Annotated in this window: 15 protein-coding genes; 8 read left to right on the forward strand and 7 right to left on the reverse strand. The window is 68.3% G+C overall.

Annotation, left to right across the window (positions count from 1 at the left end; translation table 11 throughout):
- Positions 1 to 183: 183 nt before the first annotated feature.
- Both fba and pyk read right to left on the reverse strand, forming a co-directional pair.
- A complete protein-coding gene (gene fba / locus AC5LXK_RS14020; RefSeq protein ID WP_047898922.1) occupies positions 184 to 1,248 on the reverse strand; it encodes a class II fructose-bisphosphate aldolase in 1,065 nt (354 codons plus the stop codon).
- A gap of 315 nt (positions 1,249 to 1,563) precedes the next feature.
- Positions 1,564 to 3,000, reverse strand: a complete 1,437-nt coding sequence (pyk, locus tag AC5LXK_RS14025; RefSeq protein ID WP_493389348.1) for a pyruvate kinase — start codon at positions 2,998 to 3,000, stop codon at positions 1,564 to 1,566.
- Here pyk and AC5LXK_RS14030 point away from each other — a divergent pair.
- On the forward strand, positions 2,999 to 3,127 hold the full coding sequence (locus tag AC5LXK_RS14030) for a hypothetical protein (RefSeq protein WP_021164118.1): 129 nt from the start codon (positions 2,999 to 3,001) through the stop codon (positions 3,125 to 3,127). The two genes, pyk and AC5LXK_RS14030, sit on opposite strands and share 2 nt — an antisense overlap.
- 157 nt (positions 3,128 to 3,284) lie before the next feature.
- Here the strand turns inward: AC5LXK_RS14030 and AC5LXK_RS14035 are convergent, their stop codons facing one another.
- From AC5LXK_RS14035 to AC5LXK_RS14045, 3 genes are all read right to left on the reverse strand, one after another.
- Positions 3,285 to 4,481 (reverse strand): phosphoglycerate kinase, encoded by a 1,197-nt coding sequence (locus tag AC5LXK_RS14035; protein ID WP_493389349.1) that lies wholly within the window; start codon positions 4,479 to 4,481, stop codon positions 3,285 to 3,287.
- 279 nt (positions 4,482 to 4,760) lie between these two features.
- Positions 4,761 to 5,084 carry an AzlD domain-containing protein gene (locus AC5LXK_RS14040; protein ID WP_493389350.1) on the reverse strand — a complete coding sequence of 108 codons (324 nt, stop codon included), beginning with the start codon at positions 5,082 to 5,084 and terminating at the stop codon, positions 4,761 to 4,763.
- Positions 5,081 to 5,836: an AzlC family ABC transporter permease gene (locus AC5LXK_RS14045; protein WP_493389351.1), complete on the reverse strand. Its 756-nt coding sequence runs from the start codon at positions 5,834 to 5,836 to the stop codon at positions 5,081 to 5,083. The genes AC5LXK_RS14040 and AC5LXK_RS14045 overlap by 4 nt, the downstream gene beginning before the upstream one ends.
- Positions 5,837 to 6,030: 194 nt before the next feature.
- Here AC5LXK_RS14045 and AC5LXK_RS14050 point away from each other — a divergent pair, with 194 nt between their 5' ends.
- From AC5LXK_RS14050 to AC5LXK_RS14075, 6 genes are all read left to right on the forward strand, one after another.
- The gene (locus AC5LXK_RS14050; protein ID WP_493389352.1) at positions 6,031 to 6,954 is read left to right on the forward strand and encodes a branched-chain amino acid transaminase; all 924 of its coding nucleotides are present in this window, start codon (positions 6,031 to 6,033) and stop codon (positions 6,952 to 6,954) included.
- Between the two features lie 50 nt (positions 6,955 to 7,004).
- Entirely contained in the window at positions 7,005 to 7,199 is a 195-nt protein-coding gene (locus AC5LXK_RS14055) for a zinc-finger domain-containing protein (protein WP_006749970.1), read from the forward strand.
- A 141-nt stretch (positions 7,200 to 7,340) separates the two neighbouring features.
- Complete coding sequence (gene waaF, locus AC5LXK_RS14060; RefSeq protein WP_493389353.1) at positions 7,341 to 8,378, forward strand: lipopolysaccharide heptosyltransferase II; 1,038 nt, start codon at positions 7,341 to 7,343, stop codon at positions 8,376 to 8,378.
- Between the two features lie 115 nt (positions 8,379 to 8,493).
- On the forward strand, positions 8,494 to 8,940 hold the full coding sequence (locus tag AC5LXK_RS14065; protein WP_493389354.1) for a nuclear transport factor 2 family protein: 447 nt from the start codon (positions 8,494 to 8,496) through the stop codon (positions 8,938 to 8,940).
- Positions 8,941 to 8,974: 34 nt separating this feature from the next.
- Positions 8,975 to 10,012, forward strand: coding sequence for a hydrolase (locus AC5LXK_RS14070; protein ID WP_493389355.1), 1,038 nt, complete (start codon positions 8,975 to 8,977; stop codon positions 10,010 to 10,012).
- Positions 10,005 to 10,592 (forward strand): DUF2946 family protein, encoded by a 588-nt coding sequence (locus AC5LXK_RS14075; protein WP_493389356.1) that lies wholly within the window; start codon positions 10,005 to 10,007, stop codon positions 10,590 to 10,592. The genes AC5LXK_RS14070 and AC5LXK_RS14075 overlap by 8 nt, the downstream gene beginning before the upstream one ends.
- A 39-nt stretch (positions 10,593 to 10,631) precedes the next feature.
- Here the strand turns inward: AC5LXK_RS14075 and AC5LXK_RS14080 are convergent, their stop codons facing one another.
- A complete protein-coding gene (locus AC5LXK_RS14080; RefSeq protein WP_493389357.1) occupies positions 10,632 to 12,326 on the reverse strand; it encodes a M48 family metalloprotease in 1,695 nt (564 codons plus the stop codon).
- Between the two features lie 178 nt (positions 12,327 to 12,504).
- Between AC5LXK_RS14080 and moaC the strand changes: the two genes are divergently transcribed.
- The gene (moaC, locus tag AC5LXK_RS14085) at positions 12,505 to 12,993 is read left to right on the forward strand and encodes a cyclic pyranopterin monophosphate synthase MoaC (RefSeq protein WP_493389358.1); all 489 of its coding nucleotides are present in this window, start codon (positions 12,505 to 12,507) and stop codon (positions 12,991 to 12,993) included.
- Between the two features lie 117 nt (positions 12,994 to 13,110).
- Here moaC and AC5LXK_RS14090 read toward each other — a convergent pair whose 3' ends face one another.
- On the reverse strand, positions 13,111 to 13,461 hold the full coding sequence (locus AC5LXK_RS14090) for a TonB family protein (protein WP_493389359.1): 351 nt from the start codon (positions 13,459 to 13,461) through the stop codon (positions 13,111 to 13,113).
- Positions 13,462 to 13,535 lie beyond the last annotated feature (74 nt).

Consider the following 13,535-nt stretch of genomic DNA (forward strand, 5'->3'; position numbering starts at 1 on the left):
CGGCAGGCGGGAACGGCGGTCTTGCAATACGTCGGCGAACCGGCGGGCGACGGGGCCCGGGCGGTTGCCGGCCGGCCCTTGTTCGGCCGGACGGAACGGCTGCCGGGGCCGGATCAGGTCCGGCGACCGGGCGGCCAGCCCGTGCCCGGCGGCAGCACCGGGCGGGGCAATCGTACTACAGTCTCAGCGCACGACCTGCGCAAGCGCGCCGGACTTGTACTGCTCGGCGATCTTGTCGAGCGACACCGGCTTGATCTTGCCGGCCTGGCCTTCGCAGCCGAACGCGAGGTAACGGTCGACGCAGACCTGCTTCGCCGCTTCGCGCGCGGGCTTCAGGTAGTCGCGCGGATCGAACTTGCCCGGGTTCTCGAACAGGTAGCGGCGGATCGCACCGGTGATCGCGAGACGCAGGTCGGTGTCGATGTTGATCTTGCGCACGCCGTGCTTGATGCCTTCCTGGATTTCCTCGACCGGCACGCCGTAGGTTTCCTTCATGTCGCCGCCGAATTCGCGGATCTCGGCCAGCAGTTCCTGCGGCACCGACGACGAACCGTGCATCACGAGGTGCGTATTCGGGATGCGTGCGTGGATTTCCTTGATGCGCTGGATCGACAGGATGTCGCCCGTCGGCTTCTTCGAGAACTTGTACGCGCCGTGCGACGTGCCGATCGCGATCGCGAGCGCATCGCACTGCGTGAGCTTCACGAAGTCGGCGGCCTGCTCCGGATCGGTCAGCAGCTGCTCGCGGGTCATCGTGCCTTCCGCGCCGTGGCCGTCTTCCTTGTCGCCCTTCATCGTCTCGAGCGAGCCGAGCACGCCGAGTTCGGCTTCGACCGTCACGCCGATCGAGTGCGCCATCTCGACGACCTTGCGCGACACGTCGACGTTGTACTCGTACGACGCGACCGTCTTGCCGTCGGCTTCGAGCGAACCGTCCATCATCACGCTCGTGAAGCCACTGCGGATCGCGCCCATGCAGACTGCCGGCGACTGGCCGTGATCCTGGTGCATCACGACCGGGATGTGCGGGTACGACTCGACTGCCGCTTCGATCAGGTGGCGCAGGAACGGCTCGCCCGCGTACTTACGCGCGCCGGCCGATGCCTGCATGATCACGGGCGCGCCGACCTGGTCCGCCGCCGCCATGATCGCCTGGACCTGCTCCAGGTTGTTCACGTTGAAGGCCGGCAGGCCGTAACCGTGCTCTGCCGCGTGGTCCAGCAATTGACGCATTGATACGAGAGGCATTGTGGAACTCCTTGGAATGAAAACCGGTGCGCCCTGACGCCGGCGCGGCTCCCGCCCCGGTCTGGACCGGGGCAGCGCGGCGCGGCTGAGCGTCGAATAGCCGCATTTTATCGCGAAGCGCCTCCGATTCCGACCGCCCGGTGGCGCCGACTCGCAATTTGTTACGTTCGCACGGCACAATGCGGGCAAAAAAGAGAAAAAAAGCCGCGCGGGGCTTCGGACCCCACGCGGCTTTCGCGTGAAAAACGGTGCCGGATCGATGTTCAACCGATCCGGACGGCCGGCCACGAGGCCGGCCCGGTGCTCAGCCGGCGCTCAATAGTGCTCGCCGACCCGCACGATCTTCAGCGTATTGGTGCCGCCCGCCTGCCCCATCGGCTCGCCGACCGTCAGCACGACCATGTCGCCGTGCTGCACGTAGCCTTGCTTGACGACGATCTCGAGCGCGGCCTGCAGCGCCGAGTCGCGGTCGCTGTTGAAGTCGACGTGCAGCGGCGTCACGTTGCGGTACAGCGCCATCGTGCGCTCGCTGCCGACGCGCGGCGTCAGCGCAAAGATCGGCACGTGCGTGTAGTGACGCGACATCCACAGCGCGGTCGCGCCCGATTCGGTCAGCGCGATGATCGCCTTGGCGCCGAGGTGGTACGCGGTGAACAGCGCGCCCATCGCGATCGACTGGTCGATCCGCGTGAACGTGCGGTCGAGGAAATCCTTGTCCAGCTCGACCTCTTCCGACTTTTCCGCCTCCACGCACACGGCCGCCATCGTCTCGATCGTGACGACCGGGTACTTGCCGGCGGCCGTCTCGGCCGACAGCATCACCGCGTCGGTGCCGTCGAGCACCGCGTTCGCGACGTCCGACACTTCCGCGCGGGTCGGCACGGGTGCGTAGATCATCGATTCCATCATCTGCGTGGCGGTGATCACGAGCTTGTTCGACTCGCGCGCCATCCGGATCATCCGCTTCTGCAGCGCCGGCACGGCCGCGTTGCCCACTTCCACCGCGAGGTCGCCACGCGCGACCATGATGCCGTCGGATGCGTCGAGGATGCTCTGCAGCGCCGGAATCGCTTCCGCGCGCTCGATCTTCGCGATCATCTTCGGCTTGATGCCATAGGGCGCGCCCGCGATGTTCGCGAGCTGACGCGCCATTTCCATGTCGGTCGCGTTCTTCGGGAACGACACCGCGACGAGATCCGCGCCGAGCGACATTGCCGTGCGGATGTCTTCCATGTCCTTCGCGGTCAGCGCGGGCGCCGACAGGCCGCCGCCCTGGCGGTTGATCCCCTTGTTGTTCGACAGCTCGCCGCCCACCTTGACGGTCGTGTGGATCTCGTCGCCGAGCACGCGCTCGACGGTCAGCACGATCAGGCCGTCGTTCAGCAGCAGCAGGTCGCCCGGCCGCAGGTCGCGCGGCAGTTCCTTGTAGTCGAGGCCGACGCGCTCGTCGTTGCCGAGTTCGCAGCCCGCATCGAGGATGAAGGACTGACCCGGCTCGAGCGTCGTCTTGCCGTTCTCGAACTTGCCGACGCGGATCTTCGGGCCCTGGAGGTCGGCCATGATCGCGATCTCGCGGCCAACCTTGCGGGCGGCCTCGCGCACCATCTCGGCGCGCTGGCGGTGATCGTCGGCCGTGCCGTGCGAAAAATTGAGCCGCACGACGTCGAGGCCCGCCTGCATCATCTGCAGCAGAATCTCCGGCGAACTGGAAGCCGGGCCGATCGTGGCGACTATCTTGGTGGCGCGCTGCATGAAACTCCTCATCTGGATCAAGGTGGATGCGCTGGGTGAAACGCTGCGAGAGCCGGAAGCGGCAGGCCCAGCGGCGGCCGTTCCGGGGGGCGTGCCGGTGCTTGCGCCCGGCATCGCTTTGTTCTGAATTTCGTGGTGCTGTGCGGCCGCGTCGCCGGCAGCCGCCGGTGCGCGCGGGGCGGTGTTCGCCCGCGCGGGCGCGCGTTTGCGCTTGCCCGCGCCGGCCGGCTGCTCCGCTTTCGCGGAACGCACGGCCTTCGTCACCCCTGCGCGCGCCGCCACGCTCAGGCCGCCCGCGTTTCGAGCACTTCCACCGCCGGCAGCTTCTTCCCCTCGAGGAACTCGAGGAAGGCGCCGCCGCCCGTCGAGATGTAGCTGACCTGGTCGTGGATGCCGTACTTCGCGATGGCCGCGAGCGTGTCGCCGCCGCCCGCGATCGAGAACGCGGACGATTTGGCGATCGCTTCGGCGAGCGTCTTGGTGCCGTTGCCGAACTGGTCGAACTCGAACACGCCGACCGGGCCGTTCCACACGATCGTGCCGGCCGTCTCGAGCTGGCTCGCGAGCGCCTTGGCCGTATCGGGGCCGATGTCGAGGATCATGTCGTCCGGCTCGATGTCGGCGACCTGCTTCACCGTGGCCGCGGCCGTCGGCGAGAATTCCTTCGCGGTGACGACGTCGGTCGGGATCGGCACCGATGCGCCGCGCTCGCGCGCTTCGTCGATGATCGCCTTCGCCTCGTTGACGAGGTCGGCTTCCGCGAGCGACTTGCCGATCGACAGGCCGGCCGCGAGCATGAACGTGTTCGCGATGCCGCCGCCGACGATCAGCTGGTCGACCTTGCCGGCCAGCGACTTGAGGATGGTCAGCTTGGTCGACACCTTCGAGCCGGCGACGATCGCCACCAGCGGTCGTGCCGGGTTGCCGAGCGCCTTGCCGAGCGCGTCGAGTTCGGCGGCCAGCAGCGGGCCCGCGCACGCGACCGGCGCGTACTTCGCGATCCCGTGGGTGGTCGCTTCCGCGCGGTGCGCGGTGCCGAACGCGTCGTTCACGTACACGTCGCAGAGCTTCGCCATCTTCTGGGCGAGCTCGTCCGAATTCTTCTTCTCGCCCTTGTTCACGCGGCAGTTCTCGAGCAGCACGACCTGGCCCGGCGCGACGTTCACGCCGTTCTCGACCCAGTTCGACACCAGCGGCACGTCACGGCCGAGCAGCTCGGCGAGGCGCTTCGCGACCGGCGCGAGCGAGTCTTCCGGCTTGAATTCGCCTTCGGTCGGGCGGCCGAGGTGCGACGTGACCATCACGGCCGCGCCGGCGTCGAGCGCGGCCTGGATGGCCGGCACGGACGCGCGCACGCGCGTGTCCTCGGTGATGTTGCCCTGGTCGTCCTGCGGGACGTTCAGGTCGGCGCGGATGAACACCCGCTTGCCGGCGAGCTGGCCGGCGGCGATCAGGTCGGTGAGACGCTTGACTTGGCTCATGTTGAACAGATTGAAGTAGTGGATGGGGAAAGGGGATTCACGCTGGATGTGCGCGGGCAGCCGCGAAAGGGCGCCGGATGCGGCCGTGGCTGGCGGTTCGCATGACGCGCACGGGTAAAAAATCTCGAACGGGCATTCTAGCCGATCCACCCGGCAGACTGACCCGCGGGCGGCGAATTCCGCCTATTTGGGATCGCGCGCCGCGCCGGTTACATTGCCGCAATGCAGCAATGCATGGACACAGGCAGCCGGTGCACGGCGGGCCGGAACGGCAGCGCATCAGAAAATCAGGCGCAGCGCGGTGAAGACGAGCATCCCGACGACGATCGTGCCGAGCATGCTGCGCCGCCACAAAAACCAGCCGAGGCCGGCGAGCGCCGCGTAGAACGGGTGGTTCGACAGCGCGAACGACAGGCCGGACGGCGTTTCGAGCACGTCGGGCAGCACGACGGCGACCAGCGCGGCGGCCGGCGCGTAGCGCAGCGCGCGCTGCGCGCGTTCGGGCAGCACGGTGCGCTCGCCGCCGATCAGGAACAGCGCGCGCGTGACCGCCGTGACGACCGTCATCCCGATGATGACGATCCAGATCTCCGTCGCGCTCATTCGATTTCCCTTTCGTGCACGGTTTCGGTGCGGATGCGCCGCCAGTCGGCCCGTTCGACGAAGAAGTCGGCCGTACAGCCGGCCGCGAGCGCGGCGAGCACGGCGAGCGGCAGCGCGAGCCGGTACGGCAGGTCGAAAGCAACGAGCGACACGATGCCGGCGACCGCGACGGCCGCGAGCGTCGAACGGTTCGCGACCGCCGACACCATGATCGGGATCAGCGCGAGCGTGCCGGCCAGTTCCAGCCCCCAGCTCGCCGGGAAGAAGCTCGCGAGCAGGATGCCGGCGAGCGACGACACCTGCCACGACACCCAGCTCGCGAGCGCCATCCCCCAGAAATACGCTTCCTTGCCCGGCACGTGCCCGTATGCGAAGCCCTGTTTCTGGAACAGCAGGTAGATCACGTCGCCGTTGAAGTAGCCGATCGCGAGACGCCGCCACAGCGGCAGGTAGGAAAAATGGGGCGCAAGCCCGGCGCTGAAGATCACGAAGCGCGTGTTGACCATCGCGGCCGTGAGCAGCACGGTCCAGATCGGCAGCTTGGCCGCGAGGAGCGGCAGCACCGCGAGCTGCGACGAGCCCGCGTAGACGAATACCGACATCGCACTCGCCTGCCCGAGCGTCATGACCGACTTGCTCATCGCGATGCCGGTGACGAGGCCCCACGACAGGATCGCCATCAGTGTCGGGGAATAGTCGCGCGCGCCCTGGATCAGCGCGAAGCGGTCGGTGGCGGACAATCGAGCGGGCATGGGAAAGCGGGCCGCGGCGGGCGGTTCGTCGGGGCGCCGGCGTCTCCTGCCGGTACGTCCCGTCGTTATTGGAATCGGTACCGGACGATTATAGCGCCGGCCCCGCGCCGACCGACCGGATCGCCGCCAAATGACGCTAAAATAAGCGTCTTTCCGGCTCAACGCTGCATACAACCGCATCCCAGGAGAAATCTATGTCAATGGCCGACCGCGACGGCAAGATCTGGATGGACGGCAAGCTGATCGACTGGCGCGACGCCAAGATCCACGTCCTGACCCATACGCTGCACTACGGCATGGGCGTCTTCGAGGGCGTGCGCGCGTACAAGGCGGCCGACGGCAGCACCGCGATCTTCCGCCTGCCCGAACACACGAAACGTCTGCTGAATTCGGCGAAGATCTTCCAGATGGACGTGCCGTTCGACCACGAAACGCTCGCCGCCGCGCAACTCGAAGTCGTGCGCGAGAACAAGCTCGAGTCGTGCTACCTGCGCCCGATCATCTGGGTCGGCTCGGAAAAGCTCGGTGTGGCCGCGAAGGGCAACACGATCCACGTCGCGATCGCGGCATGGCCGTGGGGCGCGTACCTCGGCGAAGACGGCCTCGCGAAGGGCATCCGCGTGAAGACGTCGTCGTTCACGCGCCATCACGTGAACGTGTCGATGGTGCGCGCGAAGGCGTCGGGCTGGTACGTGAACTCGATCCTGGCCAACCAGGAAGCAACGGCCGACGGCTACGACGAAGCGCTGCTGCTCGACGTCGACGGCTACGTGTCCGAAGGCTCGGGCGAGAACTTCTTCCTCGTGAACAACGGCAAGCTGTACACGCCCGACCTGTCGTCGTGCCTCGACGGCATCACGCGCGACACGGTCATCACGCTCGCGAAGGACGCCGGCATCGACGTGATCGAGAAGCGCATCACGCGCGACGAGGTCTACACGGCCGACGAAGCGTTCTTCACCGGCACGGCCGCTGAAGTCACGCCGATCCGCGAGCTCGACAACCGCACGATCGGCAGCGGCGCGCGCGGCCCCGTCACGGAAAAGCTCCAGTCGGCGTTTTTCGATATCGTGTCGGGCAAGAACGCGAAGTACGCGCACTGGCTGACGAAGGTCTGAGCGCGCCGCGCCACCGACCGCCCCACAAAAGAGTGATAAGAGAAAGTCTCATGAGTGAAATCAAGGAAATGCCGCTGGTCGAGCTGACGGCCAAGGATCTTCCCGCCTACTGCCCGAACCCGGCCATGGCACGCTGGAGCGCGCACCCGCGCGTCTTCATCGACGTGTCGCACGGCGAAGCGCGCTGCCCGTACTGCGGCACGCGCTACAAGCTGCGCGACGGCGAGGTCGTCAAGGGCCACTGAGCCCGGCCGGCCGGGCCTCCTGGCCCGCCGACCCGCAAGGCGGCGCAGCCGGAAGCCCGGCGCGCCGCCCTTCTCCATTCTGGCAACCCGAACGCGGCGCGAAGCGTGCCGTGATTCATTACGACATCGGAAGTCGACCTGATGCGTCGAGCGCTGGTTATCGCACCGAACTGGATCGGTGACGCATTGATGGCGCAGCCGCTTTTTGCGCTGCTGAAAAAGCTCCATCCCCGCATCGCGATCGATGCCGTCGCACCCTCGTGGGTCGCGCCCGTGCTCGAACGCATGCCCGAGATCCACGATGTCTACGCGACCGATCTCGCGCACGGCAAGCTGCAGCTGCTGCGCCGCTGGCAGCTCGCGAGCGATCTGCGCGACGTCGGCTACGACGCGGCCTATGTGCTGCCGAATTCGCTGAAGTCCGCCGTGATCCCGTGGCTCGCGAGCATCCCGCTGCGGATCGGCTACACGGGCGAGCACCGCTACGGGCTGCTGAACGTGCGGCACGCGAATCCCGACAAGTCGGGCGAGCGGCCGCCGATGACGACCCACTACGCGGCGCTTGCGTATGCGCCGGGCGCGAAGCTGCCCGAGTCGATGAAGACGCTGCCCGCGCCGCGCCTCGACGCCGACCTGAACGAGACGGCGCGCGTATCCGCGCGCTTCAATCTCGATACGCGCAAGCCGCTCGTCGTGTTCTGCCCCGGCGCCGAATACGGCCCGGCCAAGCGCTGGCCGCCCGAGCACTTCGCGACGCTCGCGACGATCGTGCACCAGTCGTTCCCGTACACGCAGATCGTCGCGCTCGGCTCGCAGAAGGATGCGGCGGCCGCGCAGGCGATCGCCGACCACGCGCCGAACGTGCGCAACCTGTGCGGGCAGACGTCGCTGTCCGAGGCGTGCGCGCTGATCGCGCGCGCGAACGCGGTGGTCACCAACGATTCGGGGCTGATGCACGTCGCCGCCGCGCTGCGCCGGCCGCTCGTCGCGTTGTACGGATCGACCGATCCGCGCCACACCCCTCCGCTGTCGGACCTGGCGAAGGTACAATGGCTGCATCTCGAATGCAGTCCCTGCTTCGAACGCGAGTGCCAGCTCGGCCATCTGAACTGCCTGCGCGAACTCGGTCCCGAGCAGGTATTCGGCGATTTGCGCGGCATGCTCGTCGGGCAGCGCTGACCCTGGCCGGCAGCGTCGCACGGCGCGCCGGGCAATCCGATTCACCGGTGTGCGGCGGCTCCATCCGGGCCGCCGTGCTGAATACGGCGCGCGACGCGCGCGAGAGACCACCCCGATGCCACGTTTTGCCCGCCTCTTCGAAGCCGCTGCCGATACGCTGAACGCCTACTACCAGGCCATCGCGGATGCCAATCTCGACGCGCTGCTGGCGTTGTGGATCGACGAGGATTTCGCCAGCTGCGTCTGGGCGGACGGCGAGCATCTGCACGGCCTCGACCAGATCCGCAGCGGGCTCGCCAACCGGCTTGCCACGCGCCCGGTGACGATCGAGCCGCTCGACATCCGCGTGTACGACAGCCTCGGCACGGTCGTCTATACGATCGCCGAAGCGCATCAGCAGGCCGACCTGACGGCCGAACCCGACATGGTTTTCGCGACGTACGTGATGATTCACGAACGCGGCGAATGGCGCATCGCGCACATCCACGCGAGCCCGATTCCCGAACAGGCGGCCGGGCAGTTCGCCGCCAAGATCCGTCACGGTCAGGGCCCGCTGCACTGACGAAAAGACGAAGCAACGCATACGCGGGGCGATCATGAGTACGGCTTCTCCGCCCACCTCGCCGCTGACCGGGGCTCCGGCCCCCGACGACGACACACTGCGCTATCGCGCACCGCGCTGGCTGCCCAATAGCCACGCGCAAACCATCGTGCCCGCGCTGTTCGCGCGGCGTCCGGTAGTCGCCTACCGGCGAGAGCGATGGGAAACCCCCGACCACGACTTCATCGATCTCGACTGGGTCGCGCATCTCGACAGCGCGGCGCCGGCACCCGACGCGCCGCTGTTCGTGCTGTTCCACGGCCTCGAAGGTAGCTCCGGCTCGCACTACGCGCTCGCGATGATGGCCGCCGCACGCGCGAAGGGCTGGCACGCCGTCGTGCCGCACTTCCGCAGTTGCAGCGGCGAGATCAACCGCCAGCCGCGCTTCTACCATCTCGCCGACAGTGCCGAAGTCGACTGGATCCTGCGCCGGCTCGCCAGACAGCATCGCGGGCCGCTGGTCGCGGCCGGCGTGTCGCTCGGCGGCAACGTGCTGCTGCGCTGGCTCGGCGAGCATCGCAGCGATACGTCGATCGTGCGCGCGGCCGCCGCGATCTCGACGCCGATCGACGTGCACGCGGGCGGGCGCGCGCTGTCGCAGGGGTTCGCGATGGTTTACACGCGCAGCTTCCTGAAGACGCTCAAGCGCAAGGCGCTCGCGAAGCTCGATCAGTACCCGGGGCTGTTCGATCGCGACGCGATGCTGCAGGCCGTGACGATGCGTGATTTCGACGAGATCGTGACCGCGCCGCTGCACGGTTTCGCCGACGCCGACGATTACTGGACGAAAGCGACGACGCGACCGCTGCTGCCCGCGATCGACGTGCCGACGCTGATCCTCAACGCCCGCAACGACCCGTTCCTGCCGGAATCCGCGCTGCCCGGCCCGGCCGACGTCTCGCCAGCCGTCGAGCTCGACCAGCCGGCGGCGGGCGGACATGCGGGATTCATGACCGGGCCGTTCCCCGGCCGCCTCGACTGGTTGTCGGCGCGGGTGTTCGGCTATTGCTCGAAATTCGTCGACCATGGATGACATCGTCAGGCAGGCGCTCGCCAAATGGCCGAACGTGCCGCACTGCACCGGCTGGCTGCTGCTCGACCGGCGCGGCGAATGGCGGCTGCGCGACGACGCGGCGCAGGCGGCCGGCGAACTCGGCTCGCCGATCCGGCATGCGGCGCTGAACGCGTTCATCGGCCGCAACTACGAATCCGACGCGCAAGGCCAGTGGTTCTTCCAGAACGGGCCGCAGCGCGTATACGTCGAGCTCGCCTATACGCCGTGGGTCGTGCGGCTCGCCGAGCGCGACGGGAAGCTCACGCTCACCGACCAGACGGGCGCCGCGTTCGAACCGGACGAAGCCTGGCTCGACGATGGGGGCGGCGTCCTGTTCCACGCGGCCGGCACGCCGCCGCGCGTCGCCGCGCTGCACGATCACGACCTCGGGCTGTTCGCCGATCACGCGGATTTCGATGCCGAGCCGCCCGTGCTGCGCTGGCGCGACAGCCACGCATTGCCGCTCGGCCACATTACGTGCGCCGACGTGCCCGCGAAGTTCGGCTACATCGCGAGCCCGGCGCGCCACGCACGCGACGCGACAGACAGCGGCAATTGACCCGCCGCGGCACCGCCCGCGTGCGCCGCGCAATGGCCGCTACCCGCGGCCGTTCTTCTCGTCGTCGCGCTCTTCCTTGTAGCGCGCTTCGAATTCCAGCAGCCGCGCGCCGATGATCGACTGCTCGTAGAACGACACGTCCTTCGCATCGCGCGCTTCCTTCAGTTGCCGGATCGCCGACGGCCACGCGCCGTCGAGCGCCAGTTTCTCCGCAAGCGCGCGACGCCGCGCGAGCACGTCGCCCTTGCCGTCGCTCGCCTTCGCGAGGTAATCCCACCAGTCCGGCTGCTCGGGATCGGCCTTCGCCTGCGCGCGGGCAAGCGTCTGCGCTTCGGTGAAGCGGCGCGCGGCGATCAGCGCCTGCAGATGCGCGACGATCGCCGCGTGCGACGCCGGCCAGCGCCGCTGAGCGAGCTCCGAGAGCCGTACCGCGTCGTCGATCCGGCCCGCGCGGCGCGCGATGTCGGCGGCCAGCACGTCGAGGCTGGGCGAACTCGTTTCCGGATCGCCCTCGCGCCGCTCGCGTGCATCGAACGCGGCGCGGGCCGACGCGAGTGCCTTGCCGGCCGCGTCGTATTCGCCGAGCAGCGTGTTCCCGAGCGCGATGCCGTACCAGTTCGCCGCGACGTTCGGCGCCGTGCGATCGTCGATCTCGAACTGCATCCGGCGGACCTCGGCCGAGATGTCGGTCGGCGCCCGGTTCTGCAGGACGCGCAGCCGGGCGCGCACGAATCCGAATTCGGCCGACTGGCGCGGCTGACGGTACGGCGCGCGGCGCGCCCGATCCTCCATGTCGGCGATCCGCTCGCCGGTCAGCGGGTGCGTGCGCGCATAGGCCGGGACGCCCGCATCGCCCATCGACGCACGGTCGAGCCGCTCGAAGAAGCCCGGCATCCCGTACGGGTCGTAGCCTGCCCCCGCGAGCAACTGGAAGCCGACGCGATCGGCTTCGCGCTCGGCCGAACGCGAGAAGCGCAGCTGGTTGTCGACCGCGTACGCCTGCCCGCCCACCGCAATTGCACTGCCAAGATCGCCGCTGCGCGCGAGCACGCCGGCCAGCACGCCGAGCAGCATCGTCGCGAGCGCCGTGTAGCCGGTCTTCTCGCTCGCGCCGATCATCCGCGCGATGTGCCGCTGCAGCACGTGACCCATCTCGTGGCCGACCACCGACGCGAGCTCGGATTCCGTCTGCGTCGTGACGACGAGCCCGCTGTTGATCCCGATGAAGCCGCCCGGCATCGAGAACGCGTTGATCTGCGGATCGCGCACCGGGAACAGGTCGAAGTCCGGCATGTAGCCGCCGATGAAGCGCGCGGCGGCGGCGGCCGCGAGCCGCGCGGCCATCGCGTTCAGGTAGTCGCGCACGAGCCAGTCGTCGAGGTAATCGGGATCGCGCCTTACTTCGCGCATCACGCGCTCGCCGAGCCGGCGCTCGGCCCGCGGCGTCAGCGAACCGCCGGAGCCGTCGCCGAGGTCCGGCAGTTCCAGCGCGCGAAGCGGTGCGCGCAGGCTCGCAACCGGCGCCGACGCGCCGACTGCGCCCGAGAACCGGCTCTCCGCGCCGCCGTACGTCCCGAACACGTCGGTCGCGATGCCGGACGGCACGGTGGAAATCGACGTCGGGCCGCCGGCCGCCGGCTCGAGCGGTGGTGCGGACGCGCTCTGCGCATAGCCGCCCGGCGGCAGCGCGAGCGCCGCCGACAGCGACACGGCAAGCAACTGTTTGACACGCATGGCAGGATGAAAGCGACGCCGTCCCGCACGAGCGGCGCGCATCGCGGCGTTTGGTCTGAATATTCGGGTCATTGTACCGGCGCCGCGGCGACTGTCCCGCGCCGCGCGTGCGTCATCTGCGCCCCCGGCGACGCGAGCGCCGCTGCTATGATAAGCGCCCGTTGAGACGGAGCAAGACATGTCAGGACTCACCCATTTCGATGCCGCCGGCCATGCGCACATGGTCGACGTCGGCGACAAGCAGGAAACCCGGCGCATCGCGATCGCGCGCGGCACGATCCGGATGCTGCCGGACACCTTCGCGCTGATTCGCGACGGCAAGGCCAAGAAAGGCGACGTGCTTGGCGTCGCGCGCATCGCGGCGATCCAGGGCGCCAAGCGCACGGCCGACCTCATCCCGCTGTGCCACCCGCTCGCGCTGACGCGTGTGGCCGTCGACTTCGAACTCGACGACGCGCTGCCGGGCGTCCATTGCGTCGTGCAGGTCGAGACGTTCGGTCGGACCGGCGTCGAGATGGAAGCGCTGACTGCCGTGCAGGTCGGGCTGTTGACTGTCTACGACATGTGCAAGGCGGTCGATCGCGGGATGGTGATCACGGATGTGAGCGTGCGGGAAAAGCGCGGCGGGAAGTCGGGGGACTGGAAGGCGGAAGACGTCGCGGGCTGATCGCGCGCTTCACGCTTCGCGGAGAATCATCGGCCGTGGCGATTCCCCGTTCGAACGACGGACACTCAGAAAAACACATCAATACCAGCAGCGAATTGCCGACGTCCGGCGCGCGCGTCACTGCCCGCGTTGCGGCTCGAACACGAACGGCTGGGTCAGCAGGAACGGGTTCGCAGTCGCGCCCGTCTGCACGCAGCTTGCGTGCGTCATCGCTTCGACGGCCGCACGGTCGGCTACCGCATTGCGGCTGCTCGTCGTCACGGTGACGTTCTGCGCTTCGCCCGACGTCGTCATCAGCGCGCGCACGAGCACGGTCGCCGGGCGCGTGAGCGGCTTCGCGGTATCCGGATAGACGGCGCGCGGAATGTGGCAGGTCAGCTTGCTTTCCTGCGACGACGACAACATCGCGCAGCCGGAAAACAGCATCGCGACGGCGGGCAGGATCAGGTAGGTCGAGCGAATGGCCATGGTCGAATATCGTTCTTCAGCACTGTTCTTGACGCGCGCGCCGCGCACCGGAAGCCTTCCCCCGGCCGCATCGC

The sequence above is a fragment of the Burkholderia pulmonis genome, assembly GCF_984667975.1.